At 71.8% G+C, this 24,654-nt stretch carries 28 protein-coding genes and 1 riboswitch; of the genes, 16 read left to right on the top strand and 12 right to left on the bottom strand.

The window, feature by feature from the left end; genetic code table 11:
* Positions 1–9 precede the first annotated feature (9 nt).
* The 6 genes from ACLIN4_RS21760 to ACLIN4_RS21785 all read left to right on the top strand — a co-directional run bounded on the left by ACLIN4_RS21760 (position 10) and on the right by ACLIN4_RS21785 (position 6,482).
* Positions 10–1,401 carry a PLP-dependent aminotransferase family protein gene (locus tag ACLIN4_RS21760; protein ID WP_307652224.1) on the top strand — a complete coding sequence of 464 codons (1,392 nt, stop codon included), beginning with the start codon at positions 10–12 and terminating at the stop codon, positions 1,399–1,401.
* Between the two features lie 76 nt (positions 1,402–1,477).
* Positions 1,478–1,837: a hypothetical protein gene (locus ACLIN4_RS21765; RefSeq protein WP_411576131.1), complete on the top strand. Its 360-nt coding sequence runs from the start codon at positions 1,478–1,480 to the stop codon at positions 1,835–1,837.
* A 10-nt stretch (positions 1,838–1,847) separates the two neighbouring features.
* Complete coding sequence (locus ACLIN4_RS21770; RefSeq protein WP_107478348.1) at positions 1,848–3,032, top strand: glutathionylspermidine synthase family protein; 1,185 nt, start codon at positions 1,848–1,850, stop codon at positions 3,030–3,032.
* Between the two features lie 59 nt (positions 3,033–3,091).
* A riboswitch (ZMP/ZTP riboswitch) is annotated at positions 3,092–3,178 on the top strand.
* Between the two features lie 26 nt (positions 3,179–3,204).
* Positions 3,205–4,650, top strand: coding sequence for a glycine hydroxymethyltransferase (locus ACLIN4_RS21775; protein WP_289904579.1), 1,446 nt, complete (start codon positions 3,205–3,207; stop codon positions 4,648–4,650).
* Positions 4,651–4,703: 53 nt separating this feature from the next.
* Positions 4,704–5,717 carry a tryptophan--tRNA ligase gene (gene trpS / locus ACLIN4_RS21780; RefSeq protein ID WP_100046873.1) on the top strand — a complete coding sequence of 338 codons (1,014 nt, stop codon included), beginning with the start codon at positions 4,704–4,706 and terminating at the stop codon, positions 5,715–5,717.
* A gap of 186 nt (positions 5,718–5,903) precedes the next feature.
* Positions 5,904–6,482 carry a 2'-5' RNA ligase family protein gene (locus tag ACLIN4_RS21785; RefSeq protein WP_100046864.1) on the top strand — a complete coding sequence of 193 codons (579 nt, stop codon included), beginning with the start codon at positions 5,904–5,906 and terminating at the stop codon, positions 6,480–6,482.
* Positions 6,483–6,486: 4 nt separating this feature from the next.
* Here ACLIN4_RS21785 and ACLIN4_RS21790 read toward each other — a convergent pair whose 3' ends face one another.
* Positions 6,487–7,242: a decaprenylphospho-beta-D-erythro-pentofuranosid-2-ulose 2-reductase gene (locus ACLIN4_RS21790; RefSeq protein WP_100046865.1), complete on the bottom strand. Its 756-nt coding sequence runs from the start codon at positions 7,240–7,242 to the stop codon at positions 6,487–6,489.
* Positions 7,243–7,261: 19 nt separating this feature from the next.
* Complete coding sequence (locus tag ACLIN4_RS21795) at positions 7,262–8,653, bottom strand: FAD-binding protein (RefSeq protein ID WP_307652222.1); 1,392 nt, start codon at positions 8,651–8,653, stop codon at positions 7,262–7,264.
* Positions 8,654–8,786: 133 nt separating this feature from the next.
* Here ACLIN4_RS21795 and ACLIN4_RS21800 point away from each other — a divergent pair, with 133 nt between their 5' ends.
* Genes ACLIN4_RS21800 through ACLIN4_RS21815 form a run of 4 tightly spaced genes read left to right on the top strand, consistent with a single transcriptional unit; the run spans position 8,787 to position 11,641 of the window.
* Positions 8,787–9,293 carry a phosphatase PAP2 family protein gene (locus ACLIN4_RS21800; RefSeq protein ID WP_100046867.1) on the top strand — a complete coding sequence of 169 codons (507 nt, stop codon included), beginning with the start codon at positions 8,787–8,789 and terminating at the stop codon, positions 9,291–9,293.
* The gene (locus tag ACLIN4_RS21805) at positions 9,286–10,236 is read left to right on the top strand and encodes a decaprenyl-phosphate phosphoribosyltransferase (RefSeq protein WP_107478352.1); all 951 of its coding nucleotides are present in this window, start codon (positions 9,286–9,288) and stop codon (positions 10,234–10,236) included. Before ACLIN4_RS21800 ends, ACLIN4_RS21805 begins: the two co-directional genes overlap by 8 nt.
* Positions 10,230–10,718, top strand: a complete 489-nt coding sequence (locus ACLIN4_RS21810; RefSeq protein ID WP_107478353.1) for a GtrA family protein — start codon at positions 10,230–10,232, stop codon at positions 10,716–10,718. The genes ACLIN4_RS21805 and ACLIN4_RS21810 overlap by 7 nt, the downstream gene beginning before the upstream one ends.
* Positions 10,706–11,641 (top strand): YihY/virulence factor BrkB family protein, encoded by a 936-nt coding sequence (locus ACLIN4_RS21815; protein WP_289904571.1) that lies wholly within the window; start codon positions 10,706–10,708, stop codon positions 11,639–11,641. The genes ACLIN4_RS21810 and ACLIN4_RS21815 overlap by 13 nt, the downstream gene beginning before the upstream one ends.
* On the opposite strand, the gene ACLIN4_RS21820 is transcribed toward ACLIN4_RS21815, so the two are convergent.
* A complete protein-coding gene (locus ACLIN4_RS21820) occupies positions 11,589–12,881 on the bottom strand; it encodes a D-alanyl-D-alanine carboxypeptidase family protein (protein ID WP_411576132.1) in 1,293 nt (430 codons plus the stop codon). The two genes, ACLIN4_RS21815 and ACLIN4_RS21820, sit on opposite strands and share 53 nt — an antisense overlap.
* A gap of 91 nt (positions 12,882–12,972) precedes the next feature.
* On the opposite strand from ACLIN4_RS21820, the gene ACLIN4_RS21825 reads away from it, so the two are divergent.
* Both ACLIN4_RS21825 and ACLIN4_RS21830 read left to right on the top strand, forming a co-directional pair.
* Positions 12,973–13,212 (top strand): SCO4848 family membrane protein, encoded by a 240-nt coding sequence (locus ACLIN4_RS21825; RefSeq protein WP_107479647.1) that lies wholly within the window; start codon positions 12,973–12,975, stop codon positions 13,210–13,212.
* A 36-nt stretch (positions 13,213–13,248) separates the two neighbouring features.
* The gene (locus tag ACLIN4_RS21830) at positions 13,249–14,604 is read left to right on the top strand and encodes a metallophosphoesterase (RefSeq protein WP_107479646.1); all 1,356 of its coding nucleotides are present in this window, start codon (positions 13,249–13,251) and stop codon (positions 14,602–14,604) included.
* Here the strand turns inward: ACLIN4_RS21830 and ACLIN4_RS21835 are convergent.
* The 4 genes from ACLIN4_RS21835 to ACLIN4_RS21850 all read right to left on the bottom strand — a co-directional run bounded on the left by ACLIN4_RS21835 (position 14,595) and on the right by ACLIN4_RS21850 (position 16,771).
* A complete protein-coding gene (locus ACLIN4_RS21835; protein WP_411576133.1) occupies positions 14,595–15,356 on the bottom strand; it encodes a TetR/AcrR family transcriptional regulator in 762 nt (253 codons plus the stop codon). The two genes, ACLIN4_RS21830 and ACLIN4_RS21835, sit on opposite strands and share 10 nt — an antisense overlap.
* Before the next feature lie 11 nt (positions 15,357–15,367).
* A complete protein-coding gene (locus ACLIN4_RS21840; RefSeq protein WP_411576134.1) occupies positions 15,368–15,853 on the bottom strand; it encodes a thiol-disulfide oxidoreductase DCC family protein in 486 nt (161 codons plus the stop codon).
* A 4-nt stretch (positions 15,854–15,857) separates the two neighbouring features.
* On the bottom strand, positions 15,858–16,265 hold the full coding sequence (locus ACLIN4_RS21845) for a hypothetical protein (RefSeq protein WP_107479648.1): 408 nt from the start codon (positions 16,263–16,265) through the stop codon (positions 15,858–15,860).
* Positions 16,266–16,360: 95 nt separating this feature from the next.
* Complete coding sequence (locus tag ACLIN4_RS21850) at positions 16,361–16,771, bottom strand: VOC family protein (protein WP_043380779.1); 411 nt, start codon at positions 16,769–16,771, stop codon at positions 16,361–16,363.
* Between the two features lie 168 nt (positions 16,772–16,939).
* Here ACLIN4_RS21850 and ACLIN4_RS21855 point away from each other — a divergent pair, with 168 nt between their 5' ends.
* From ACLIN4_RS21855 to ACLIN4_RS21865, 3 genes are all read left to right on the top strand, one after another.
* A complete protein-coding gene (locus tag ACLIN4_RS21855) occupies positions 16,940–17,386 on the top strand; it encodes a TM2 domain-containing protein (RefSeq protein WP_107479644.1) in 447 nt (148 codons plus the stop codon).
* Positions 17,379–17,798 carry a DUF2752 domain-containing protein gene (locus ACLIN4_RS21860; RefSeq protein WP_355561732.1) on the top strand — a complete coding sequence of 140 codons (420 nt, stop codon included), beginning with the start codon at positions 17,379–17,381 and terminating at the stop codon, positions 17,796–17,798. The genes ACLIN4_RS21855 and ACLIN4_RS21860 overlap by 8 nt, the downstream gene beginning before the upstream one ends.
* A gap of 234 nt (positions 17,799–18,032) precedes the next feature.
* On the top strand, positions 18,033–18,299 hold the full coding sequence (locus tag ACLIN4_RS21865; protein ID WP_031018284.1) for a TM2 domain-containing protein: 267 nt from the start codon (positions 18,033–18,035) through the stop codon (positions 18,297–18,299).
* A gap of 82 nt (positions 18,300–18,381) precedes the next feature.
* On the opposite strand, the gene ACLIN4_RS21870 is transcribed toward ACLIN4_RS21865, so the two are convergent.
* From ACLIN4_RS21870 to ACLIN4_RS21890, 5 genes are all read right to left on the bottom strand, one after another.
* On the bottom strand, positions 18,382–19,155 hold the full coding sequence (locus tag ACLIN4_RS21870; RefSeq protein WP_029394386.1) for a succinate dehydrogenase iron-sulfur subunit: 774 nt from the start codon (positions 19,153–19,155) through the stop codon (positions 18,382–18,384).
* Positions 19,155–20,909, bottom strand: a complete 1,755-nt coding sequence (gene sdhA / locus ACLIN4_RS21875; protein WP_100048779.1) for a succinate dehydrogenase flavoprotein subunit — start codon at positions 20,907–20,909, stop codon at positions 19,155–19,157. The genes ACLIN4_RS21870 and sdhA overlap by 1 nt, the downstream gene beginning before the upstream one ends.
* Positions 20,910–20,928: 19 nt before the next feature.
* Complete coding sequence (locus ACLIN4_RS21880; protein WP_055418225.1) at positions 20,929–21,417, bottom strand: succinate dehydrogenase hydrophobic membrane anchor subunit; 489 nt, start codon at positions 21,415–21,417, stop codon at positions 20,929–20,931.
* A 5-nt stretch (positions 21,418–21,422) separates the two neighbouring features.
* A complete protein-coding gene (gene sdhC / locus ACLIN4_RS21885) occupies positions 21,423–21,803 on the bottom strand; it encodes a succinate dehydrogenase, cytochrome b556 subunit (protein WP_043380764.1) in 381 nt (126 codons plus the stop codon).
* A 262-nt stretch (positions 21,804–22,065) separates the two neighbouring features.
* Positions 22,066–22,560: a 2-oxo-4-hydroxy-4-carboxy-5-ureidoimidazoline decarboxylase gene (locus tag ACLIN4_RS21890; RefSeq protein WP_107479641.1), complete on the bottom strand. Its 495-nt coding sequence runs from the start codon at positions 22,558–22,560 to the stop codon at positions 22,066–22,068.
* A gap of 281 nt (positions 22,561–22,841) precedes the next feature.
* On the opposite strand from ACLIN4_RS21890, the gene ACLIN4_RS21895 reads away from it, so the two are divergent.
* Positions 22,842–24,407 (top strand): beta-N-acetylhexosaminidase, encoded by a 1,566-nt coding sequence (locus tag ACLIN4_RS21895; protein ID WP_411576135.1) that lies wholly within the window; start codon positions 22,842–22,844, stop codon positions 24,405–24,407.
* Positions 24,408–24,654: the final 247 nt, after the last annotated feature.

Genomic DNA, 24,654 nt, shown 5'->3' on the forward strand with positions numbered 1-24,654 from the left:
TCCATTCCCATGGCGAAACCATGGGCCACTTTCGGTGTGGACCTGCATCTCGACCGGTCCGGCCCCGGACTGCGCCGGGGCCTCACCGACGCCCTGCGCGAGGCCGTCCGCAGCGGCCGACTGGCGCCCGGCACCCGGCTGCCCTCCTCCCGCTCCCTCGCCGCCGACCTGGGCGTCGCCCGCAACACCGTCGCCGAGGTCTACGCCGACCTCGTCGCCGAGGGCTGGCTCGCCGCCCGCCAGGGCTCCGGCACCCGCGTCGCCGACCGCACCCCCGCCGCCCCCGACCAGCACCCCGCACCCCACCGCCGGGAACCGGCCCGCCCCGCCTACGACCTGATCCCCGGCACCCCCGAACTCGCGTCGTTCCCCCGCCCCCAGTGGCTGCGCGCCGCCCGCCGCGCCCTGACCGCCGCCCCGGACCGCGCCCTCGGCTACGGCGACCCCCGCGGCCGCGTCGAACTGCGCACCGAGCTGGCCGGCTACCTCTCCCGCGCCCGGGGCGTGCACGCCGACCCCGACCGCATCGTCGTCTGCTCCGGATTCCTCGGCGGCCTGGGCCTGCTCGCCGACCTGCTGCGCCACCGGGGCACCCGCTCCGTGGCCGTCGAGTCCTACGGCCTGCCCCACCACCGCCGCCTGATCACCCGCGCGGGTCTCGCCACACCCCCGCTGCCCTTCGACGACGGCGGCACCCGTCCCCCCGACGACGACCCGGCCACCGCCGGGGCCGTCCTCCTCACCCCCTCCCACCAGTTCCCGATGGGTCTGCCCCTGCTCCCCGAGCGTCGCACCGCCTTGATCGACCGGGCCCGCCGCACCGGCGGCCTGGTCCTTGAGGACGACTACGACGGCGAGTTCCGCTACGACCGCCAGCCCGTCGGCGCGCTCCAGGGCCTCGACCCCGACCGCGTCGTCTACCTCGGCACCGCCAGCAAGTCCCTCGCGCCCGGCCTGCGCCTGGGCTGGCTGGTGCTGCCGCCCTCGCTGGTCGCGGACGCCATGGACGCCATGGCGGGCCGCACCCCCGGCGTCCTCGACCAGCTGACCCTCGCGGAGTTCCTCGCCTCCGGCGACTACGACCGCCACGTCCGCGCCGCCCGACTGCGCTACCGGCGCCGCCGCGACGCCCTGGTCGCCGCCCTCGCCGAACGCGCCCCCGAGGTGCGTGTCACCGGCATCGCCGCCGGACTGCACGCCGTGCTCCGACTGCCGCCCGGCACCGAGCAGCAGGCGGTCCGGGCCGCCGCCTGGCACGGGCTCGCCGTCCACGGCCTGTCCACCTTCCGCCACCCCGAGGCGGACGTCGCCCCCTTGGACGCCCTCGTCGTCGGCTACGGCACTCCGCCGGACCATGCCTGGGCGGGGGCTCTGGACGCGTTGTGCCGTTCGCTGCCGTAGAGTCCCCCGGCGACGGCCGTACACTCGATCGGCCCAACTGTCGTACCGGAAAGCGGACAACGGGGGAGAGACGGACATGGCGGAGACCCGGCGGCGGCTGCGGTCGAGCACCGTGGTGCTCGGCGGCATGGGAGTGCTCGCGGCGGCTCTGAGCGCGTGCGGATCGGACCCCGACCGCCGCTGCGTGGACCGCGACAGCTACGACTACATCAACGGCTACAAGGTCGTCGCCGACAAGAACTGCAAGTCGGGCTCGTCCGGTGGGTCGTACGGCAAGGGCGGCAAGAAGAAGGGCTCCAAGGACGTCGGCGACGCCGACTGGTACTACGACGCCGACGTCAGCAACGGCTGGGCCGACTACGGCACCTTCAGCCGCGACGAGGCCGTCGACCGCGGCGGCTTCGGCTGCTCCGGCTCCGGCAGCGGCGGCGGCTGAGGGCCGGACCATGGAACGCCGCACCATGGAGCCCCGCCCCGGCTGGCAGCAGATCGTGGAGGAGCAGGGCTGCGTCTACCCGCTGACCCGCTACCCCGACGACACCCTGCGCCCCTACTGGGACGAGAGCGCCTACTACGTCTTCTCCCTGCCCGAGGTCGAGGCGCTGGAGGAGGTCGTCGAGGAACTGCACCGCATGTGCCTGGCGGCGGCCGAGCACATCGTCACCGACGGCCGCTTCGCCGACCTCGGCATCACCGACCCGCGCGTGGTCCGGGCGGTCACCGAGGCCTGGCACCGCCGCGCCGAACTCCCCTCCGTCTACGCCCGCTTCGACCTGCGCTACGACGGCACGGGGCCCGCCAAGCTCCTGGAGTACAACGCGGACACCCCCACCTCCCTGGTGGAGGCCGCCTCCCCGCAGTGGTTCTGGATGGAGGAGCGCTTCCCCGGCGCCGACCAGTGGAACAGCCTCCACGAGCGCCTGATCGACGCCTGGAAGAAGCAGGCCGCCCTCCTGCCGCCCGGCAGCCCGCTGTACTTCGCGAACTCCGAGGCGGACGAGCTGGGCGAGGACCTGATGACGGTCGCCTACCTCAAGGAGACCGCCGAGCAGGCGGGTCTGGCCACCGAGTGGATCTCCATGGAGGAGATCGGCTGGGACCGCCTCTCCGGTCGCTTCGTCGACACCAAGCTGCGTTTCATCCGCAGCATCTTCAAGCTCTACCCCTGGGAGTGGCTCACCACCGACCGCTTCGCCGACCACGTCCTGGACACCCTCGACAACGGCGGCGGCACCGGCACCACCCTGTGGATCGAGCCCGCCTGGAAGATGCTCCTCAGCAACAAGGCCCTGCTCGCCATCCTCTGGGAGCTGTACCCCGGCCACCCGAACCTGCTCCCCGCCTACCTCGACGGTCCCCGGGAGCTGGCCGGCACCACCGGCTACGTCGCCAAGCCCCTCCTCGGCCGCGAGGGCGCCGGCGTCACGGTCCACCGCCCCGGCACCGAGGCCCCCGCGCGCACCGAGCCGTGCTGCTACCAGGAGCTGGCCCCGCTCCCGGACTTCGACGGCAACCGCGTCGTGCTCGGCGCCTGGGTGGTGGAGGACGAGTCGGCGGGCCTGGGCATCCGGGAGTCCGCGGGCCTGGTGACGGACGAGTACGCCCGCTTCCTGCCCCACGTGATCCTCTGATCACCGTCGCTCGCATGGTGGACGCCGCGGCCCGGCACTCCGGGCCGCCCGGTAGGCTGCCCGTGGGCCGTGACTGGCGCGCTGGGATGGGACCGACCATCGGGGAGCGGCCCGAGCGACGAGTGCCGTGCGCCTGGGCCGTACCGTGAGAACGCCACGTCCGGAGGTCCCCATGTCAGCAGAGCTGTCCCCCGAGTCCACCGCCTACCGAGCCGCCCTCGACGTCATCCGCACCGTCGAGCCCCGCGTCGCCGACGCGATCGGCCAGGAGGTCGCCGACCAGCGCGAGATGCTCAAGCTGATCGCCTCCGAGAACTACGCCTCCCCGGCGACGCTGCTGACCATGGGCAACTGGTTCAGCGACAAGTACGCCGAGGGCACCGTCGGCCGCCGCTTCTACGCCGGCTGCCGCAACGTCGACACCGTCGAGTCCCTGGCCGCCGAGCACGCCCGCGAGCTCTTCGGCGCCCGCCACGCCTACGTCCAGCCGCACTCCGGCATCGACGCCAACCTCGTCGCCTTCTGGGCCGTCCTCGGCGCCCGCGTCGAGGTCCCCTTCCTGGAGAAGACCGGCGCCCGCCAGGTCAACGACCTCACCGACGCCGACTGGGCCGAGCTGCGCCAGGCCTTCGGCAACCAGCGGATGCTCGGCATGTCCCTGGACGCGGGCGGCCACCTCACCCACGGCTTCCGCCCGAACATCTCCGGCAAGATGTTCGACCAGCGCTCCTACGGCACCGACCCGGCCACCGGCCTCATCGACTACGAGGCCCTGCGCGCCCAGGCCCGCGAGTTCCAGCCGCTGATCATCGTCGCCGGCTACTCCGCGTACCCGCGCCTGGTGAACTTCCGGATCATGCGCGAGATCGCCGACGAGGTCGGCGCCACCCTCATGGTCGACATGGCCCACTTCGCGGGTCTCGTCGCGGGCAAGGTCCTCACCGGCGACTTCGACCCCGTCCCGCACGCCCAGATCGTGACGACCACCACCCACAAGTCCCTGCGCGGCCCGCGCGGCGGCATGGTGCTGTGCGACGACTCCCTCAAGGACCAGGTCGACCGCGGCTGCCCGATGGTCCTCGGCGGCCCGCTCCCGCACGTCATGGCCGCCAAGGCCGTCGCCCTCGCCGAGGCCCGCCGGCCCGCCTTCCAGGACTACGCGCAGCGCATCGTCGACAACGCCCGCGCCCTGGCCGAGGGCCTGATGAAGCGCGGCGCCACCCTGGTCACCGGCGGCACCGACAACCACCTGAACCTGATCGACGTGGCGTCCTCCTACGGCCTCACCGGCCGCCAGGCCGAGGCCGCCCTCCTCGACTCCGGCATCGTCACCAACCGCAACGCCATCCCCGCCGACCCGAACGGTGCCTGGTACACGTCCGGCATCCGCATCGGCACCCCCGCGCTCACCACGCGCGGCCTGGGCACGGCGGAGATGGACGAGGTCGCGGGCCTGATCGACCGCGTCCTGACCACCACCGAGCCGGGCACCACGAAGTCGGGCGCCCCCTCGAAGGCCTCCCACGTCCTGGACGCCAAGATCGCGGACGAGATCTCCCGCCGGGCGACGGACCTGGTGGCGGGCTTCCCGCTGTACCCGGAGATCGACCTCGGCTGACGGTCGCCGACCGGGGGAACGAGCCGCCGGTGGAACCTGAGAGAATGACGGACATGGCGAATGACCGACCCCGCGTGCTCTCCGGTATCCAGCCCACCGCCGGCTCGTTCCACCTCGGGAACTACCTCGGCGCCGTGCGCCAGTGGGTGGCCCTCCAGGAGACCCACGACGCGTTCTACATGGTCGTCGACCTGCACGCGATCACGGTCCCGCAGGACCCGAAGGAACTGCGCGCCAACACCCGCCTGGCCGTCGCCCAGCTGCTGGCCGCCGGACTGGAGCCGGACCGCTGCACGCTCTTCGTCCAGAGCCACGTCCCCGAGCACGCCCAGCTCGCCTGGGTGATGAACTGCCTCACCGGCTTCGGCGAGGCCTCCCGCATGACCCAGTTCAAGGACAAGTCCGCCAAGCAGGGCGCCGACCGCGCCTCCGTCGGCCTGTTCACCTACCCGGTCCTCCAGGTCGCGGACATCCTGCTCTACCAGGCCAACGAGGTCCCCGTCGGCGAGGACCAGCGCCAGCACATCGAGCTGACCCGCGACCTGGCCGAGCGCTTCAACGGCCGCTTCGGCGACACCTTCACGGTCCCCTCCGCCTACATCCTCAAGGAGACGGCGAAGATCTACGACCTCCAGGACCCGTCGATCAAGATGAGCAAGTCGGCGTCGACGCCGAAGGGCCTCATCAACCTCCTGGACGAGCCCAAGGCCACCGCGAAGAAGGTCAAGAGCGCGGTCACCGACACGGACACCGTGATCCGCTTCGACCGGGAGAACAAGCCGGGCGTCAGCAACCTCCTCTCCATCTACTCGGTGCTCACCGGCGCCGACATCACCGAGCTGGAGGAGAAGTACGCGGGCAAGGGCTACGGCGCCCTCAAGACGGACGTGGCCGAGGTCATGGTCGAGTTCGTGACCCCCTTCCGGGACCGCACCCAGCAGTACCTGGACGACCCGGAGACCCTGGACGCGATCCTCGCCAAGGGAGCGGAGAAGGCCCGTTCCGTCGCGGCGGAGACCCTCGCCCGGGCGTACGACATGGTCGGCTTCCTGCCCGCCAAGCACTGACCGAGGTACCGCCCGCGGTGCTGATCACAGCGCCGCGAGCCCGTCCCGTGCGCCCCGGCACGCCGCCGTAGCGCTGCACATCACTCCGGTTGCGCCTGCCCCGGGCACGGTCGTGGCCGTACAGTCGATAACCGGGTGTCCGACACAGCGACACTCAACGAGTGACGCGTAACGACAGGAGACGACGTGGGGACCGTAACGATCGGCGTGTCGATCGCGGTCCCGGAGCCACACGGCAGCAAGCTCCAGCAGCTGCGCGCGGGCTTCGGCGACGCGGCCGCTCACGGTATCCCCACGCATGTCACCCTGCTGCCGCCGACCGAGGTCGACGGCGGTGCGCTGCCGTCGATCGAGGCGCACCTCGCGGAGGTCGCGGCGCGCGGCCGGCCCTTCCCGATGCGCCTGTCCGGCACCGGCACCTTCCGCCCGCTCTCACCCGTGGTCTACGTCCAGGTGGTCGAGGGCGGCGCGGCCTGCTCGTGGTTGCAGAAACGGATCCGCGACGCCTCCGGCCCGGTCCCACGCGAACTGCAGTTCCCGTACCACCCGCACGTCACCGTGGCCCACGGCATCGACGAGGCGGCGATGGACCGCGCCTACGAGGAGCTGTCCGACTACGAGGCCCAGTGGCCCTGCACCGGCTTCGCGCTCTACGAGCAGGGCGCGGACGGGGTGTGGCGCAAGCTGCGGGAGTTCCCGTTCGGCAGCGCCACCGTGCCCCCGCAGGCGGGCCGCGTCGAACGCGACTCCCTGCCCACCCGCTAGGGCCCTACACCGGCAGCCGCCGGAACACCCCCCGCGGCAGGTGCCGCAGCGCCGACATCACCACGCGCAGCGCGCCGGGCACCCACACCGTCTCCGAGCGTCGCCGCAGCCCCAGCTCGATGGCCGTGGCCACCGCCTCGGGCGTCGTGGCGAGCGGCGCCTCCTCCATGCCCTCGGTCATCCGCGACCGCACGAACCCGGGGCGTACGACCATGACGTGCACGCCGGTGCCGTGCAGCGCGTCGCCGAGGCCCTGTGCGAAGGCGTCCAGGCCCGCCTTGCTGGAGCCGTAGATGAAGTTGGCGCGGCGGGCCCGCTCGCCGGCCACGGAGGAGAGCACCACCAGTGAGCCGTGGCCCTGGGTTTGGAGCGCGCGGGCGCTGATCAGGCCCGCCGAGACGGCGCCGGTGTAGTTCGTCTGCGCCACCCGCACGGCGTTCAGCGGCTCCCGCTCGTCGTGCGCCTGGTCGCCCAGGACGCCGAAGGCGAGCAGCACCATGTCGATGTCGCCCTCGGCGAAGACCTTGCCGAGCGCCGCCTCGTGGGACTCGGGCTCGAGCGCGTCGAAGGCGACGGTGCGGACCTCGGCGCCCAGGTCGCGCAGCTGCTGCGCGGACCGGTCCAGGGCGGGGGAGGGGCGGCCGGCCAGCCACACCGTGCGGGTGCGGCGGGCGACCAGGCGTCGCGCGGTGGCGAGCGCGATCTCGGACGTACCGCCGAGGACGAGAAGGGACTGGGGGATGCCGAAGGCGTCCTTCACGACAGCTCCTGAAGATTGCTCAGAGATGGAGACGGCGGGCCAGGTCGGACACGAACACCCCGCGCGGGTCCAGCTCCGCGCGCAGCGCGCGGAAGTCGGCCAGGCGCGGGTACATCGCGTCGAGCAGTTCGGGCCGCAGCCGGGAGTCCTTGGCGAGGTAGACCCGGCCGCCGGCCTGCGCGACCTCCTCGTCCAGGCCGTCGAGGAAGGCCCCGAGGCCCGGCAGGCCCGCCGGGACGTCCAGGGCGAGCGTCCAGCCGGGCACGGGGAAGGAGAGCCAGCCCGGGTCGGCCTCGCCGAAGCGCTTGAGGACGGCCAGGAAGGACGGGCAGCGGTGCTCGGAGATGCGCCGCACGATCCGGCGCAGAGCGTCCGCCCGGTCGTGGCCGACGACGAACTGGTACTGCACGAAGCCGCCGCGGCCGTAGACGCGGTTCCAGTGCGGGACGCCGTCCAGGGGGTGGAAGAAGGTGGAGATCCGCTGAAGGCGGCCCCGGCTGACGCGGGGCGCCTTGCGGTACCAGAGCTCGTTGAACAGGCCCACCGTCGTCCGGCTCAGCAGGCCGTCCGGGACGAGGTCGGGGGCTGCCGGGAGGCGGGAGGTGCGGAAGGCCAGCGGGTCCCGTCGCGCGCGCGAGCGCTCGGGGAGCGCGTCCAGCGGGGCGTGGTCGCCGCGCGTGAGGACCGCGCGGCCGGTCCGCGCGCCGCGCGCGAGGAGGTCGATCCAGGCGACCGAGTAGCGGTAGCGGTGGTCCGTGGCCGTCAGGCGGGCCATCAGGTCGTCGAGGTCGGTGGCGCGCTCGGTGTCGACCGACATCAGCGCCGTCTCGACCGGCTGGAGCCGCACGGTCGCGGTGAGGATCACGCCGGTCAGGCCCATGCCCCCGGCGGTCGCGTCGAACAGCGGCGTGCCCCGGTCCACGGTGCGGACCCGGCCGTCGGCGGTGAGCAGCTCGAACGAGAGCACGTGCCGCGCGAAGGACCCCGACACGTGGTGGTTCTTGCCGTGGATGTCGGCGCCGATCGCCCCGCCGACCGTCACGTAGCGGGTGCCGGGCGTCACCGGCACGAACCAGCCGAGCGGCAGCAGCACCTCCATCAGTCGGTGCAGGGAGACGCCGGCGTCGCACAGCACGGTGCCGCCGTCGGCGTCGATGGCGTGGACGCGGTCCAGGCCCGTCATGTCGAGCACGGCTCCGCCCGCGTTCTGCGCCGCGTCCCCGTACGCCCGCCCCAGGCCCCGCGCGATGCCGCCGCGGACCCCGCACTCCCGGACGGCGTCGGCGGCCTCCTGGTACGTGCGGGGGCGGATCAGCCGGGCGGCGGTGGGCGCGGTGCGGCCCCAGCCGGTGACGGGACCCCATGTCGTGCCGGGGTCTCCTTCGGCGGCGGGAACGGTGTCGGCGGACATGCGGGCGACCGTACCGCCCTGGTACGGGGGATTAGTCCTGGAACATCCGGCTCATCCCCGAAACGGGTGATTAATGGTATGTCGCTCGATCATGCCGGACTTCCCGCGCCGCGGGCGTGAACAGTGAGTCCACATGGACGACCTCGACATGGACCACCGGATCGTGACGGCGCTCAGAGCCTGCGGCACGGACCCGCGCGTGGCCGGCGCCGCGCGTGCCCTGTCCTGGGCCGGGGAGCACGGGGCGCTGTGGCTGGCGGCGGGCCTCGCCGGAGCCGCCGTGGACGGGCCGCGGCGCGGAGCCTGGCTGCGCGGCACCGCCCTCACCGCGGGCGCGCACGTCGTCAGCATGGGCGTGAAGCGGGTCGTGCGCCGTCCGCGCCCCGCGCACATCGTGCCCCTGGTGCGCACCGCCGGCCGGCACTCCTTCCCCAGCTCCCACGCCACCTCGGCCGCCGCGGCCGCCGTCGCCTTCGGCGCGCTCGGCGTGCACGCCGTCTGGCCGCTCGCCGCCGCGGTGTGCGTCTCCCGGCTGGTCGTCGGCGTCCACTACCCCTCGGACGTCGCGGCGGGCGCGGCCCTGGGCGCACTCACGGCCCGGCTCGGCGCCGACTGGATGCGGGGAGGTCCCCGTGACTGACACGGCCGTACTGCGGCAACGCGCCCCGGAACAGCCGTCCGAGCCCGCCGAGCCCCGCGGCAAGGGGCTCCTGGCCGGCCTGCTGAGGACCGCCCGACCCCGCCAGTGGGTCAAGAACGTCCTGGTCGTCGCCGCCCCGGCCGCCGCCGGCGAGCTGTTCGCCCCGGACGTCCTGACCCGGTTGGCCCTGGTCTTCGTCCTGTTCACCGCCTGCGCCGCCGCCGTCTACCTGGTCAACGACGCCCGCGACGCCGAGGCCGACCGCGCCCACCCGGTCAAGCGGCACCGCCCGGTGGCCGCCGGACAGGTCCCGGTCCCGGTCGCGTACGCCGTCGGGGGTGTCCTGGGCGTCTGCGCGCCTCTCGTCGCGGCGTGGCTGTGCCCGCCCGCGGTCGCGGCGCTGCTGACCGCCTACCTCGCCATGCAACTGGCGTACTGCATCAGCCTCAAGCACGTCCTGGTCGTCGACCTCGCCGTCGTCACCACCGGCTTCCTGATGCGGGCGATGATCGGCGGACTCGCGCTCGATATCCCGCTGTCGCGCTGGTTCCTCATCACGACCGGCTTCGGCGCGCTGTTCATGGTCTCCGCCAAGCGCTACTCGGAGGCCGTCCAGATGGCCGGGAAGGCGGGCGCCACCCGCGCGCTGCTCACCGAGTACACCACCGGCTACCTCCGCTTCGTCTGGCAGCTCGCGGCCGGCGTCGCCGTCCTCGGCTACTGCCTGTGGGCCATGGAGGAGGGCGGCGTGCCGCACACCAGCGTGCTGCCCTGGCGCCAGCTGTCCATGGTCGCCTTCATCCTCGCCGTCCTGCGCTACGCCGTCTTCGCCGACCGCGGCACCGCGGGCGAACCCGAGGACGTCGTCCTGCGCGACCGGGCGCTCGCCCTGATCGGCGTGGTGTGGGTGGCGATGTACGCCCTGGCGGTGGCCAATTGGTAGACGGCACCGTCAAGGGACCCCGGCGGCGCGAACTGATCGGCTTCGCCGCCGCGGGCCTCCTCGCCTACGCCGTCGACCTCGCCCTCTTCACGCTCCTGCGCGGCCCGGCGGACCTCGACCCGCTCACCGCGAAGAGCCTCTCCTTCGTCGCCGGCTGCTCCGTGGCGTACGCGGGCAACGCGCTCGGCACCTACCGGCACACCCGCCCCCGGGGCCTGCGCCCGTACGCCGTCTTCTTCGCGGTCAACGCCGCCGGAGCCGCCGTACAGCTGCTGTGCCTGGCCGTCAGCCACTACGGCCTCGGCCTCACCTCGCAGCGCGCCGACACGATCTCCGGAGCCGGAATCGGCATGGTCCTGGCCACGATCCTGCGTTTCTGGGGCACTAGGACACTGGTCTTCCGCACCGGGGCCGGAACCGGTGGCACGACGGGATCATGGACCGGGACGAGTGGGGGCAGGGTCGGATCATGGACTGGCTGAAGAAGCTCCCCGTCGTCGGGCCGTGGGCGACGCGGCTGATGACCACGCACGCGTGGCGCTCCTACGAGCGACTGGACCGGGTGAAGTGGACCCGCCTGGCGGCCGCGATGACCTTCACCAGCTTCGTCGCGCTCTTCCCGCTGCTCAGCCTCGCCGCGGCCGTCGCCGCCGCCACGCTCAGCAAGGACCAGCAGAACGAGCTCCAGGACAAGATCGCCGAGCAGGTCCCCGGCATCTCGGACCAGCTGAACATCCAGGGCCTGATCGACAACGCCGGCACCGTCGGCCTCATCGCCGGTGCCCTGCTGCTGTTCACCGGCATCGGCTGGGTCGACGCCACCCGGGGCTGCCTGCGCGCCGTCTGGGAGCTGCCCGACGAGGAGGAGAACCCCCTCCTGCACCGGGCCAAGGACGGGGGCGTCCTCGTCGGTCTGGGCGGTGCGCTCCTGGTCACCGTCGCCATCTCCACCGTCGCCTCGGCGCTGGTCGGCTGGATCGTCCGGCAGTCGGGCCTCGACGGCGGTTTCGGCAGCGTGCTCCTCTACGTCGCGGCGTTCGCCGTCGCCGTCCTCGCCGACTTCCTGCTGCTCCTGTACGTCCTCACCCTGCTCCCCGGCGTCCACCCCGCGCGCCGCCGCCTGGTGGTGGCCGCGCTGATCGGCGCGATCGGCTTCGAGCTGCTGAAGCTGCTGCTGAGCGGCTACATGCAGGGCGTCGCCGCGAAGAGCATGTACGGCGCCTTCGGTGTCCCCGTCGCCCTGCTCCTGTGGATCAACTTCACCTCGAAGCTGGTGCTGTTCTGCGCCGCCTGGACGGCGACGGGGAGCAAGAAGCAGGAACTCGGGGAGGAGGAGAGCGGCGAGCAGGGCCTCACGGACGCGTCCGGCGACGGACCAGGTCCGGCAGCGGCCACCTCCGGTTGATCAGCCACGCCCCGCCCGCGAGGAGCACCAGCACCCCGGCGGTGATGCCGGCCGCGACGCCGACGCCTCCGGAGCCGCCCGCGGCCGTGGCGCCCGCCACCGGCTGCGTGCCCGCCGCGCCCTCGCCGGCGCCGCCCGCCTCCCCGGAGGGCCCGGCGCCCGGCTCGGGGCTCGCCTGCGCGGCGCTCCTCGGCGGGACCAGCTCACCCACCGGCTTCACCTTGCCGGCCGCTTTGAAGCCCCAGTCGAAGAGGCGGGCGGTTTCCTTGTAGACCTCGTTGTGCTCGTCCTTCTCCGGATTCATCACCGTGACGAGCAGGACCTTGCCGCCCTGCTCGGCGACGCCCGTGAAGGTGTAGCCCGCGTTGGTGGTGTAGCCGTTCTTCACGCCCGCGATGCCCGGGTAGACCTCCACGTCGGAGTCGCCGGCCAGCAGGCGGTTGGTGTTCTGGATCTCGAAGGGGTCGCGGGACGTCTTGCCCTTCTTGTCCTTCTTGGTCTCGTCGGGGAACTTGGTGCGGACCGTCGAGGCGTACTCGCGGAAGTCCTTCTTCTGGAGCCCGGAACGGGCGAACAGCGTCAGGTCGTACGCGGAGGAGACCTGGCCCGGCGCGTCGTAGCCGTCGGGTGTGACCACGGTCGTGTCCAGGGCCTGGAGTTCCTCGGCGTGCGCGTTCATCTCCGCGACGGTCTTCTCCACTCCGCCGTTCATCGCGGACAGCACGTGCACGGCGTCGTTGCCGGAGCGCAGGAAGACCCCGAGCCACAGGTCGTGGACGGTGTAGGTCTCCTCCTCCTTCACGCCCACCATGCTGGAGCCCGCCCCGATGCCCGCCAGGTCGGCCGGGGTGACCTTGTGCTCGGTGGCCTTCGGCCACTTCGGCAGCAGCGTGTCGGCGAAGAGCATCTTCAGCGTGCTCGCCGGGGCCAGCCGCCAGTGCGCGTTGTGCGCGGCGAGCACGTCACCGGACTCGGCGTCGGCCACGATCCACGAGCGGGCGGTGAGGTCCTTCGGCAGCACGGGCGCCCCGCCCGCCAGATCCACCTGCGTGCCTGGCCTGCCGAGGCGCGCGCCGCCCACACTCGACATCGAGGCGGGGGGAGTGGCGGAGGGACTCGCCGACGGACTCGTCGAGGGGCCGGGGGCGGCGAGCGCGGCGGGGGAGAGGAGACCGAGCGCGGTCAGGGCGGCGGCGGTGACCGGCAGGGAGCGCCTGACGGTCTTCTTGGGTGCGGGCACGAGCGAGAACGTACCTCCCGCGGGCGACGCCTTCCTACCCCGCTCCCCACCCCGCGCACGGTTCCGGACACGCGGCGGCGATACTGAAGGCATGAAGCTCAGCCGCCCCGTCTCCTGGTTCCTGCTCGCTTTCGGGGTGTGGAGCTGGATCATCTGGATCACTTTCGTCAAAAATCTGATCAAGGACAGCAGCGGGCTCGCGTTCGAGGACGGCGATCCCACGGCGTACTTCTGGGTGCACCTGATGCTCGCCGTCGTCTCCTTCGTATTGGGGACGGTCGTGGGGGTCATCGGGTTGCGCGGGGTGCGCGCACTGCGCCGAACGTCATAGGCGTCGCGGACGTCACAACTGAGGGGAATCGACGGCATGGTGGTCGTCTTCGCGCTCGTCGCGCTGGCCGTGGTGGGCGTCATCGCGACGGCCAACTGGTACGTGTGGCGGCGCCTGTTCCGTGACACGACCCGTGGTCCCGGCCCCGTGCGCCGCGTCGGCGCGGTGGTGATCGCCGGGGGATGGGTGCTGGCGGTCGGCGCGCTTGTCGCCGAGCGCACGGGAGCCCCCTTCTGGCTCCAGCAGGTCCTGGCCTGGCCGGGCTTCCTGTGGCTCGCCCTCTCCATCTACCTGCTGCTCGCCGTGCTGGCCGGTGAGGTCGTACGGCCGCTGCTGAGGCGGTTCCTGGAGCGCCGGGCGGCGGCCCGCCGCCCGGAGCCGGAGCCGGAGCCGCACAGGGCCCCGGCCACGGACACCGAGCGCATACCGGCGGGGACGGCCCCGCCCAGGACCACCGAGACGCAGGACCCCGGCACCGGCCACCCGGGCACCCCGGACGCAGCCGCCGGCCCCGGTGCTTCCGGCCCCGACGGCGCGGGCGCCACGCCCGAGAGCCCCCTCGCCCTCCCCTCCCGCCGCCTCTTCGTCTCCCGTGTCGTCGCCGGTGCCGCCGCCGCGGCGGCCGTCGGGACGGTCGGCTACGGGACGTACGGCGTCCTGAACGGCCCGAGCGTCAAGCGGGTCACCGTTCCGCTGGCCAAGCTTCCGCGCGCGGCGCACGGCTTCCGCATCGCCGTGGTCAGCGACATCCACCTCGGTCCGGTGCTCGGCCGGGGCTTCGCGCAGAAGGTCGTGGACACGATCAACTCCACGCAGCCCGACCTGATCGCCGTGGTCGGCGACCTGGTGGACGGCAGCGTGAAGGACCTCGGCCCGGCGGCGGCGCCGCTGGCCGGGCTGAAGGCCCGGCACGGCGCGTACTTCGTCACCGGCAACCACGAGTACTTCTCCGGCGCCGAGCAGTGGGTCGCCGAGGTGCGGCGGCTCGGCCTGATCCCGCTGGAGAACGCCCGCACCGAGCTGCCGCACTTCGATCTCGCCGGGGTCAACGACATCTCGGGCGAGGACGACGGCCAGGGCCCCGACTACGCCAAGGCCCTCGGCGACCGGGACCGCGCCCGCGCCTGCGTGCTCCTCGCCCACCAGCCGGTGATGATCCACGACGCCGTCGACCACGGCGTCGATCTCCAGCTCTCCGGCCACACCCACGGCGGCCAGCTCTGGCCCGGCAACCTCATCGCGGGCGCCGCCAATCCGACGCTGGCGGGCCTGGAGCGCTACGGCGACACCCAGCTGTACGTCAGCCGGGGCGCGGGCGCCTGGGGGCCGCCCACGCGGGTCGGGGCGGAGTCGGACATCACGGTCATCGAGCTGGCGTCCCGTCAGGCCTGACCGGCGCCGTCCTCCGGCGTCGCCGGCTTCTTCGCGGGGTCGGGCAGCGCCTTCGTCATCCCCGGCAGGAAGTCCGTGAACAGCTCGTGCACCTCGCGCACCAGCGGGCGCAGCACCCGGAACCGGGCCAGCGCGACGCCCCGCGCGGTGAGCCGGGCGCCGCGCTCGGCGAGCCGGTAGCTGCGCTCGCGGCCCTCCGTACGGTCGAAGATCCAGTACAGGACCAGGCCCATCTGCGAGAGCCACATCAGCTCGGGCAGGATGTCGCGCAGGTCCTCGGGCACCTTGGTCTTCGCCCCGGAGAGCACCGCGCGGTGGATGCTGATGGCCTCCTCGCGCGCGTGCTCCGACTCCGGGGAGAAGGGGCTGAGCGGGCTGTCGGGGTCGGCGGCGTTCTTGAAGAACTGCACCGCGAACTCGTGGTACGGCGTCGCGATGTCCAGCCAGACCTTCAGCACGCCCGCCAGCCGCGCCTCCAGGTCGCTCTCGCGGGCCAGGACCTCCCGGACCGCTGCCTGGTGCTCGGCGGCGATCCGGTCGTAGAAGCCCTGGATCAGGTGCTCCTTGCCGGCGAAGTAGTAGTAGGCGTTGCCCACGGACACCCCGGCCTCCTGGGCGATGGCCCGCATCGTCGTCCGGTCGTAGCCGCGTTCCTGGAACAGCCGCATGGCCGTCTCCAGGATCAGCGCGCGGGTCTGCTCGGACTTGCTGGGGTGGGCGCCGTCGTGGGGGCCGTCGTTCTTCGCGGGCACGGGACCAGAGCCTAGTCAGTGGCGCAGGCGCCGTCGGCACAGCCTGGTCCGGTGTACGTCCAGCCGAGGCGCGGCTCGTAGACCCACCCGTCGGTACGGCGGTATCCGCCACCGCCCCACCGCTGCTGTCCGCCCCGCCATTTCGCGGCGGCGAGGACGGCTCCGCGGGCCAGCGCCGCCCCGGTGGGCGTGCTGAGCCGGTGGGCGAGCGCGCGGTGCTCGCGCAGGGCCCACAGGACGACGACCCAGGCGGCGGCGCCCCGGTAGACCTGGCCGGCGTCGCCCACGGCGGTGACCTCGTCGAGGGTGGCCGCGTGGTCGAGGCCGGGACAGCGCCGGCGGGCCTCGTCCGACCCGGCCGGGACCAGGTCCAGCGGGACCAGCCGCGGCTGCCGCAGCAGCCAGTCCCGTACGTGGGTGCACAGGGAGCACTCGGCGTCGTAGAGGACGGTGAGCCGGCGCACGGGGGCGCCGGCCGTCCCGGGGGCGTGGGCCATCGGCTCAGGCCCCGGCCGTCGGGGCCACCCAGCCCTGCGGCGGGACCGGCGGCACCTGCTCCCGCTCCATCATCCCGCGCCGCCGGATCCTGTTGAGCACGTACACGTTGCCCAGGTGCATCACGCCGAGCACCAGCAGCACCACGCCCAGCTTGGTCGACAGGGCCTCGAAGATGCCGCGGGTGTCGGCGATGGTCTCGTCGCCGCTCAGGTAGAGGGCGACGAAGCCGAGGTTCACCAGGTAGAAGCCGACCACCAGGAGGTGGTTGACGGCGTCGGCGAGCTTCTCGTTGCCGTGCAGCACGTCGGCGAGGAAGACCCGGCCGTTGCGGCTGAGCGTGCGGGCCACCCAGACGGTCAGACCGATGCTGACGACCAGGTAGATGACGTAGGCGATGACGGTGCGGTCCATGCCCCACCCCTTCTTGAACGCGTTCAAAACGCTGACAGGGCTGACTGTAGACCTGCTTTTGAACACGTTCAACTCGATGGGGGGGGTGGTCCGCGTCACGGCCGCCGGCCGAGCTCCGGCCGCTTGCTGTAGTCCGTGAGGCCGATGACGTTCCCCCACGGGTCGGCGAACTCGACGGTCCAGCCGGTGGCGACGGGGAACGGCTCGTCGAGCGGCGGCACCCCGGCGTCGCGCAGCTCGCGGGCCGCCTTGCGGGCGTCCGTCACCTCCAGCCACACTCGCGCGGAGGGCCACATCGGCGGCTGGCGCCCGAACTCCTCCTCGAGGCGCAGCAGGAGGCCCGGCGTCTCGACCCCCACCTTCAGCAGCGCGATCCCGGCCTCGTCGAGCCGGTAGGCGACCGGGAAGCCGGCCCGCTCGTAGAAGTCGACGGCCACGCCGAGGTCCCCGACGGGCAGCAGCACGTTGTCGAACCCGAGCAGTTCGTACGACTCATGATCTGACATGACGTCACATTAGGTGTGCGGCGAGTGAAGTGGGCGCAACAGACGGCGGGGTGGCGCCGGGGTCACTCGTTGGGGCGGACCGGTGCTTCCGGGGCCCGACTTCTCTTTGTTCGTACAGTCCTGCAATATGACCGGCAGTTTTCCGCAACGTCCAGGAGTGACACCACTGTGAGCGAGCAGCCGCAACAGCCGTCCCAGCCGCCCGGTTACGGCTACCCGAACCCGGCCTCCGGCCCGACCGGCCAGGCCGGCCCCTACGGCTACCCGCAGGGTGGCTACCAGCAGCAGCCTCCCGGCGGCTACCAGCAGCCCGCGGGCGGTCACCAGGCCCCCTACCAGCAGGCGCCCGGGTACTACGCCGGCGACCCCAACGCGGCCTACGGGTACGACCCCTACGGGCGCCCGTACTCCGACAAGTCCAAGATCGTCGCCGGCATCCTCCAGCTCTTCCTCGGCACGTTCGGCATAGGCCGCTTCTACGTCGGCAACGTCGGCATGGGCATAGCCCAGCTCCTCACCTGCGGCGGGCTCGGCTTCTGGGCGCTGATCGACGGCATCATGTACCTCGTCAGCAACGACCGCACGGACGCCCAGGGGCGGATCCTGCGTGGCTGACGCGGCCCGTTCCGCACCGTCCGAGGGGCGGCGCCCGTCATGGCATCCCGCGGCGGCGCCCCTCGCGGTGCTCGCCGCGGGCGCCGCGGGCGCCGGGTACCTGTGGTTCACCGACCCGCACGAGCCCGGCCACCTCCTGCCCCAGTGCCCGTTCCGGTACGTCACCGGACTGCTCTGTCCGGCCTGCGGCGGCACCCGCATGACGTATGACCTGATGCACGGTCACTTCGCCGCGGCCTGGCTGGACAACCGCGCCCTGCTGCTCGCCGCGCCGTTCGCGCTGGCGCTGTGGGGCCGCTGGACCGTGGAGGGCCTGCGCGGGCGTTTCTACCGGCCCCGGATCGCCCCGTGGGTCCAGGCGCTGATCCTGCTGGCGGCGGTGGCGTGGACGGTGGTGCGCAACCTCGTCTGAGACGCCGGAAGCACGGCGCGGGTTGACGAGCGTATGATCACGGAATGGGAACGTTCGCTCGAATTCACTCCCACCGGCCCCACCGGTCTCTCTAAGCTCTCCTCGCACAGGGGGGACGTCCACGGCGCTACGTGGACCGCCGTGCAATTCCGTGCGCGATCAGCGGTGTTCCTTCCTGGCCCCCGGGCGGCCGTCCGTCCCGGCGCGTTCCCACTTCTCCCCAGGAGCACCACCATGACCGTCCCCCCGAACCCCGCCGCGCCCTACGGCTTCGACCCGCAGGGTCGCCCGTACTCCGACAAGTCGAAGATCGTCGCCGGTCTGCTCCAGATATTCCTGGGCGGCCTGGGCATCGGCCGCTTCTACGTGGGTTCCGTCGGCGTCGGCGTCGCCCAGCTCCTCACCTGCGGCGGCCTGGGCTTCTGGGCCCTGATCGACGGCATCCTCTTCCTGACCAGCAAGGACCGCACGGACAAGGAAGGCCGCGTGCTGCGCGGCTGACGCCGCGTACGGCCCCGTAGAACGGCCGAGGGCCCCGATCGTCCCGATCGGGGCCCTCGGCCGTGTGCTCGGCGCGTACGCGTCAGAAGCGGCGCGTGATCAGCGCCCGCTTCACCTCCGCGATCGCCTTGGTGACCTCGATACCGCGCGGGCAGGCGTCCGTGCAGTTGAAGGTCGTACGGCAGCGCCAGACGCCGTCGCGGTCGTTGAGGATCTCCAGCCGCTGCTCGCCGGCCTCGTCACGCGAGTCGAAGATGAAGCGGTGGGCGTTGACGATCGCGGCCGGGCCGAAGTACTGGCCGTCGTTCCAGAACACCGGGCACGAGGACGTGCACGCGGCGCACAGGATGCACTTGGTCGTGTCGTCGAAGCGCTCGCGGTCCTCGGCGGACTGCAGCCGCTCACGCGTCGGCTCGTTGGTGTCCTTCGTGATCAGGAAGGGCATCACGTCCCGGTACGCCTGGAAGAACGGCTCCATGTCGACGACCAGGTCCTTGAGGACCGTCAGGCCCTTGATGGGCTCGACCGTGATCGGCTTCTCGGGGCTGATGTCCTTGATCAGCGTCTTGCAGGCGAGGCGGTTCTTGCCGTTGATCCGCATGGCGTCCGACCCGCAGATGCCGTGCGCGCAGGAACGGCGGAAGGTGAGGCTTCCGTCCAGGTCCCACTTGATCTTGTGCAGCGCGTCGAGGACACGCTCCTTCGGGTCGATCTCCAGCTGGAAGTCCTCCCAGGTGGCCTCGGCCGAGACCTCCGGGTTGAACCGCCGGACGCGGAAGGTGACCGTGATGTACGGGGAGTCGGCGAAGCCGGGCTCGGGGGCCTTGTCGCTCTTCTCCATGACAGGGGTAGCCATCAGTACTTACGCTCCATCGGCTGGTAGCGGGTCTGGACGACCGGCTTGTAGTCGAGCCGGATGGTCTCGGTGCCGTCGGCGCCCACCTCGCGGTACGCCATGGTGTGGCGCATGAAGTTGACGTCGTCGCGGTTGGGGAAGTCCTCGCGGTAGTGACCGCCCCGCGACTCCTTGCGGGCGAGCGCGGACACCGCCATGACCTCGGCCAGGTCGAGCAGGTTGCCCAGCTCGACGGCCTCCAGCAGGTCGGTGTTGAAGCGCCGGCCCTTGTCCTGGATCGCCACGTTCTTGTAGCGGGCGCGCAGCTCGCCGATCTTCTCGACGGCCGTCTTGATCGTCTGCTCGGTGCGGAACACCATGACGTTGGCGTCCATGCACTCCTGCAGCTCGCGGCGGAGCGTCGAGACCCGCTCGTTGCCGGTGGAGGAGCGCAGGCGCTCGATCTGCTCGACGACCAGGGACTCCGGGTTCTCCGGCAGCTCGACGAAGTCGGCCTTCTGGGCGTACTCCGCCGCGGCGATGCCGGCCCGCTTGCCGAAGACGTTGATGTCCAGCAGCGAGTTGGTGCCCAGGCGGTTGGCGCCGTGCACGGACACGCAGGCGACCTCGCCGGCCGCGTACAGGCCCGGGACGACGGTGGTGTTGTCCGCGAGGACCTCGCCCTCGACGTTGGTCGGGATGCCGCCCATCGCGTAGTGCGCGGTGGGCTGGATCGGGATCGGGTCCGTGTAGGGCTCGATGCCGAGGTAGGTCCGCGCGAACTCCGTGATGTCGGGCAGCTTGGCGTCCAGCTGCTCCGGCGGGAGGTGGGTGAGGTCCAGGTAGACGTGGTCGCCCTCGGGACCGCAGCCGCGGCCCTCGCGGATCTCCGTGTAGATGGAGCGCGAGACGACGTCACGGGAGGCGAGGTCCTTCATGACCGGCGCGTACTTCTCCATGAAGCGCTCGCCGTCCTTGTTGCGGAGGATGCCGCCCTCACCGCGGGCGCCCTCCGTCAGCAGGATGCCCATGCGCCAGATGCCGGTCGGGTGGAACTGGAAGAACTCCATGTCCTCCAGCGGCAGCCCGCGCCGGTACACGGCCGCCTGGCCGTCACCGGTCAGCGTGTGCGCGTTGGACGTCACCTTGAAGAACTTGCCGGTGCCGCCGGAGGCGTAGATCACGGACTTCGCCTGGAAGACGTGGATCTCGCCGGTCGCCAGCTCGTAGGCCACCACACCGGCGGACTTCTTGACGCCGTCGACCTCGGTGATCAGCTGGTCCAGGACGTAGAACTCGTTGAAGAACTCCACGCCCTCCTTGACGCAGTTCTGGTACAGCGTCTGGAGGATCATGTGACCGGTGCGGTCGGCCGCGTAGCAGGAGCGGCGGACCGGCGCCTCACCGTGGTTGCGGGAGTGACCGCCGAAGCGGCGCTGGTCGATCGTGCCGTTCGGCGTCCGGTTGAACGGCAGGCCCATCTTCTCCAGGTCGAGGACCGAGTCGATGGCCTCCTTCGCCAGGATCTCGGCGGCGTCCTGGTCGACCAGGTAGTCACCGCCCTTGACCGTGTCGAAGGTGTGCCACTCCCAGTTGTCCTCCTCCACGTTGGCCAGCGCGGCGGCCATGCCGCCCTGCGCGGCGCCCGTGTGGGAGCGGGTGGGGTAGAGCTTCGTCAGCACGGCGGTGCGGCTGCGCTTGGTCGACTCGATGGCCGCGCGCATGCCGGCGCCACCGGCGCCGACGATGACGGTGTCGTACTTGTGTACCTTCATGATTTTCGCAGCCCCGTGCCTAGCGGATGTTCGGGTCGAAGGTGAAGATCACCAGCGTGCCCAGCAGGATGGTGAACACCGTGGCGGTGTAGAGCAGGCCCTTGAGCCACAGCCGGGTGTTCGGGCGCTCCGCGTAGTCGTTGATGACCGTGCGCAGGCCGTTCGCGCCGTGCAGCATCGCGAGCCAGAGCATCAGCAGGTCCCAGACCTGCCAGAACGGCGAGGCCCAGCGGCCGGCCACGAAGGCGAAGCCGATCTTGGAGACGCCGCCGTCCAGCACCAGCTGGATGAGCAGGTGGCCGATGACCAGGACGACCAGCACGACGCCGGACAGGCGCATGAAGAGCCACGCGGCCATCTCGAAGTTGCCGCGCGTGGACTTCGGGGACTTCTTGGTCCGCTTGCGGGGCGGCTCGATCAGCGGCGCCGGGTTGTCCACGGAGTAGACGGAGGCGCCGGCGCCCTCGACGGGGCCGATGCCGGAGGCGGTGGTTTCAGTGGTCGACATGTGCGTCAGCTCCCGAACAGTTCACGAGCGGCGTGGCCGAGGACGGGGTAGATCGCCCCGAGCATCAGCACGACCCACAGGCCGACAACGGTCCAGAGCATCTGCTTCTGGTAGCGGGCGCCCTTGATCCAGAAGTCGACGGCGATGACACGCAGGCCGTTGAGCGCGTGGAACAGGATGGCGGCGACGAGGCCGTATTCCAGCAGCGCGACGATCGGCGTCTTGTACGTGGCCACGACGGTGTCGTAGGCCTCGGGGGACACACGGACGAGAGCGGTGTCCAGCACGTGAACGAACAGGAAGAAGAAAATGAGGACGCCGGTGACTCGGTGAGCCACCCAGGACCACATTCCTTCCCGGCCGCGGTACAGCGTTCCAGCCGGCACGGAAGTTTCCTCCGGGAGCGGGGATTGGGGCCGCGCCGGCTTTCCTTGTCGGTCGGGCCCGGCCGGGTACGGTCCACCGGCCCCCAGCATCGTAGCGACGGTTGCCTGCGGCGCTTACGGGGGGCCTGCCTGTGTGATCAAAGTTGCACTCAAAGGAGCAGTGGGTCGGGTGCGGGGGCGGCCACCGGGGTGGGGGTTTGTCCTGTATGCCGGGTGTGGGTCGTCAGTGGCTGGTCGCGCCCGCACGGCGGAGCCGCTGATGTCAGGCTCCCGCGCTCCTGAGGAGGCTGATCAGCCGCGCCCTTGCCAGGTGCCGGAGTTCGTCGGCCGCCACGAGGCGTTCCTCGTCCGCATCGTTGGCCAATCGTGACCGGATGCCTGCCAGTACGCGGTCCAGGGCCTCGTGGGCGCTCAGCCCCTCCACGCAGATGACGAACACGTGTCCGAATCTGGCCTCGTACGCGGCGTACGCCGCGTTCAGGGCCGTGTGGGCCGCCGCGTAGGTGTCCTCCGGGAGGGGCGGGAGGCTCTCCGCGGCCAGCGCCTTCGTCAGGTCGTCAGGGGGGAGGTCGTACGACGCCTCGTCCGCGGCCGCCAGGAGGGACGGGAGGTCGGGGTAGGGGCGGTGGGAGGCGAGGCGGTGGGCCCAGTGGTGGCTGTTCAGGCAGGTCAGGAGCGTGGCGACGGCTTCCTCGGCGGGCGCGGCGTTGAAGCGCTCCAGGGATGACGGCGTTACCGGTGTGGCGCGTGTTTGCACCGGTACCGGTATGGCCACTCGGCCGGGGAGGTCTGGGAGACGGTGCACAGGCGGCGTGGATCCTTGTGGGCGTCACGTGTGTGTCGGCAGGGGATTGTGCGAAGGAAGTGGCGTCACGTTATCGAGTGACGGCATGGCGTGTCCGACCGGTGCCCGAATTTCACCTGAACGGGAGAGTTTCAGAACATGTGGTGGACGCATGGTGCGGCTCGCGGCCCTAGGTTGGCGCTGTGAGCCAGTACGGACGCCGGACGCCGGCGCACAAGGTGAGACAGCGGGCTGTGATCGCCGGCACGGTGGTCGCCGCCCTCGGCGTGGGAGTCGGCCTCTGGGCCACCGACGGGGACGGGGACGGCGGGCCGGGAGCACCGGCCGCCCGCTCCTCCGAGAACGCCGCGGCCCCCAGCCCCAGCCGCTCCTACCCACTGTCCCAGGAGCCGCGCACGATACCGGCGGTCCGCGAGCACACCCCGGCGCGCGGCCCCGGCTGGCAGCCGGCCGAGGACCACCGTGTGGTCGTCGCCGACGCCTCCCTCGCCGACGAGGGGCGCCTGATCGCGGGCGAGCTGGGACTGACGTACGCGGGGGAGAAGGACGACGAGCGCGCCGGGGACCTGCTGCTGGACGTCAGGCAGGACAAGGGCGCGGACCCGGAGTCGTACACCATGACGGTGCGCGACGGACGCGTCACCGTCACCGGGCCGGCCGAGGCGGGCGTCTACTACGGCACCCGGACCCTGAAGCAGGCCGTGGACGGCGGCGGCACCGCGCCCGAGGGTGAGGTGAAGGACGAGCCGGCCAAGGAACGGCGCGGGTTCATGCTCGACATAGCCCGCAAGCACTACGACGCCGACTGGATCAAGGACCGGATACGCGAGCTCGGCGACCTGAAGTTCAACGAGCTGGGCCTGCACTTCTCCGACGACCAGGCCTTCCGCATCGAGTCCGACTCGCACCCCGAGGTCGTCTCCGAGGACCACCTCACCAAGGCCGAGGTCAAGGAGATCATCGACCTCGCCGCCTCGCGCCACATCACCGTCGTCCCCGAGATCGACTCGCCCGGCCACCTGGGCGCCGTGATCGCCGCCCACCCCGACCTCCAGCTGCGCAACGCGCGGGGCACGCCCACGCGCGGCGCGATCGACATCTCCAAGCCGGAGGCCGCCGAGATCGTCGACGATCTGCTGAACGAGTACGCCGACCTCTTCCCCGGGTCGCAGTTCCACCTGGGCGCCGACGAGTACCAGGCGCTCGTCGTGCCCGACCCCGAGGCGTCCTACCCGGACCTGGCCGCCGCCGCCCGCGAGGCGTACGGCTCCGGCGGCACCGTCGCCGACCTCACCACCGGCTGGCTCAACGGCCGCGCCGAGACGGTCATGGCCCACGACCGCACCCCGCGCGCCTGGAACGACGGCTTCTTCAAGGACACGTCCGTCGAGCCGCTGAAGGAGATCAAGGTCGCCTACTGGACCGGCAAGGAGATCGGCGCCCGGCAGCCGACCGAGTACCTGAGCGCGGGCCGCGAGGTCATCAACTACAACGACGAGTTCCTCTACTACGTGCTCGGCGAGCCGCAGACCTTCGTCTACCCGACCGGCGAGCGCATCTACGAGCAGTGGACCCCGCGCGTGATCCGGGGCACGACGGCCGTCGACGCCAAGTACGACGACCAGATACTGGGCGGCAGCTTCGCGGTCTGGGGCGACATCCCGAGCGCCCAGACCCAGGCGCAGGTCGCCGACGGCATCCGGCTGCCGTTGGCGGCGACGGTCCAGAAGCTGTGGGACCCGGGCGAGCCGGAGCTGTCCTGGGCCGACTTCAAGGCGCTGGCGAACCGGCTCGACTGACCGCGCGACCGACCGCGCGACCGACCGCTCGGGCGACGGCGGCTCCGGCGCTCGGGCAACCGCGGTCCCGGCGCTCGGACGACGGCGGTCCCGGCGCTCGGACGACGGCGGAGCCGATGCTCGGGCGACCCCGCCCCGGTGCCCGGCCGAGAGTCCGGCACGAGATTGTCCGATACGGCTGCGAACTCCCGTACGGCTGTGGTGGTCTTTTGACGAGCCGAAACGGACACGCCGGGGGGAGCCGGAA

The organism is Streptomyces mutabilis, from assembly GCF_046628145.1.
GTDB lineage: Bacteria > Actinomycetota > Actinomycetes > Streptomycetales > Streptomycetaceae > Streptomyces > Streptomyces mutabilis.

Coding starts and splice junctions, on each gene's coding strand:
- ACLIN4_RS21845 (WP_107479648.1), bottom strand. CDS start 16,265: ATGGACCGCACCGTCATCGCCTACGTCATCTACCTGGTCGTCAGCATC.
- ACLIN4_RS21880 (WP_055418225.1), bottom strand. CDS start 21,417: ATGTCGACCACTGAAACCACCGCCTCCGGCATCGGCCCCGTCGAGGGC.
- ACLIN4_RS21865 (WP_031018284.1), top strand. CDS start 18,033: ATGACCGTCCCCCCGAACCCCGCCGCGCCCTACGGCTTCGACCCGCAG.
- ACLIN4_RS21765 (WP_411576131.1), top strand. CDS start 1,478: ATGGCGGAGACCCGGCGGCGGCTGCGGTCGAGCACCGTGGTGCTCGGC.
- ACLIN4_RS21850 (WP_043380779.1), bottom strand. CDS start 16,771: ATGTCAGATCATGAGTCGTACGAACTGCTCGGGTTCGACAACGTGCTG.
- trpS (WP_100046873.1), top strand. CDS start 4,704: ATGGCGAATGACCGACCCCGCGTGCTCTCCGGTATCCAGCCCACCGCC.
- ACLIN4_RS21770 (WP_107478348.1), top strand. CDS start 1,848: ATGGAACGCCGCACCATGGAGCCCCGCCCCGGCTGGCAGCAGATCGTG.
- ACLIN4_RS21870 (WP_029394386.1), bottom strand. CDS start 19,155: ATGGCTACCCCTGTCATGGAGAAGAGCGACAAGGCCCCCGAGCCCGGC.
- ACLIN4_RS21815 (WP_289904571.1), top strand. CDS start 10,706: ATGGACTGGCTGAAGAAGCTCCCCGTCGTCGGGCCGTGGGCGACGCGG.
- ACLIN4_RS21830 (WP_107479646.1), top strand. CDS start 13,249: ATGGTGGTCGTCTTCGCGCTCGTCGCGCTGGCCGTGGTGGGCGTCATC.
- ACLIN4_RS21775 (WP_289904579.1), top strand. CDS start 3,205: ATGTCAGCAGAGCTGTCCCCCGAGTCCACCGCCTACCGAGCCGCCCTC.
- ACLIN4_RS21800 (WP_100046867.1), top strand. CDS start 8,787: ATGGACGACCTCGACATGGACCACCGGATCGTGACGGCGCTCAGAGCC.
- sdhA (WP_100048779.1), bottom strand. CDS start 20,909: ATGAAGGTACACAAGTACGACACCGTCATCGTCGGCGCCGGTGGCGCC.
- ACLIN4_RS21760 (WP_307652224.1), top strand. CDS start 10: ATGGCGAAACCATGGGCCACTTTCGGTGTGGACCTGCATCTCGACCGG.
- ACLIN4_RS21795 (WP_307652222.1), bottom strand. CDS start 8,653: ATGTCCGCCGACACCGTTCCCGCCGCCGAAGGAGACCCCGGCACGACA.
- ACLIN4_RS21840 (WP_411576134.1), bottom strand. CDS start 15,853: ATGGCCCACGCCCCCGGGACGGCCGGCGCCCCCGTGCGCCGGCTCACC.
- ACLIN4_RS21825 (WP_107479647.1), top strand. CDS start 12,973: ATGAAGCTCAGCCGCCCCGTCTCCTGGTTCCTGCTCGCTTTCGGGGTG.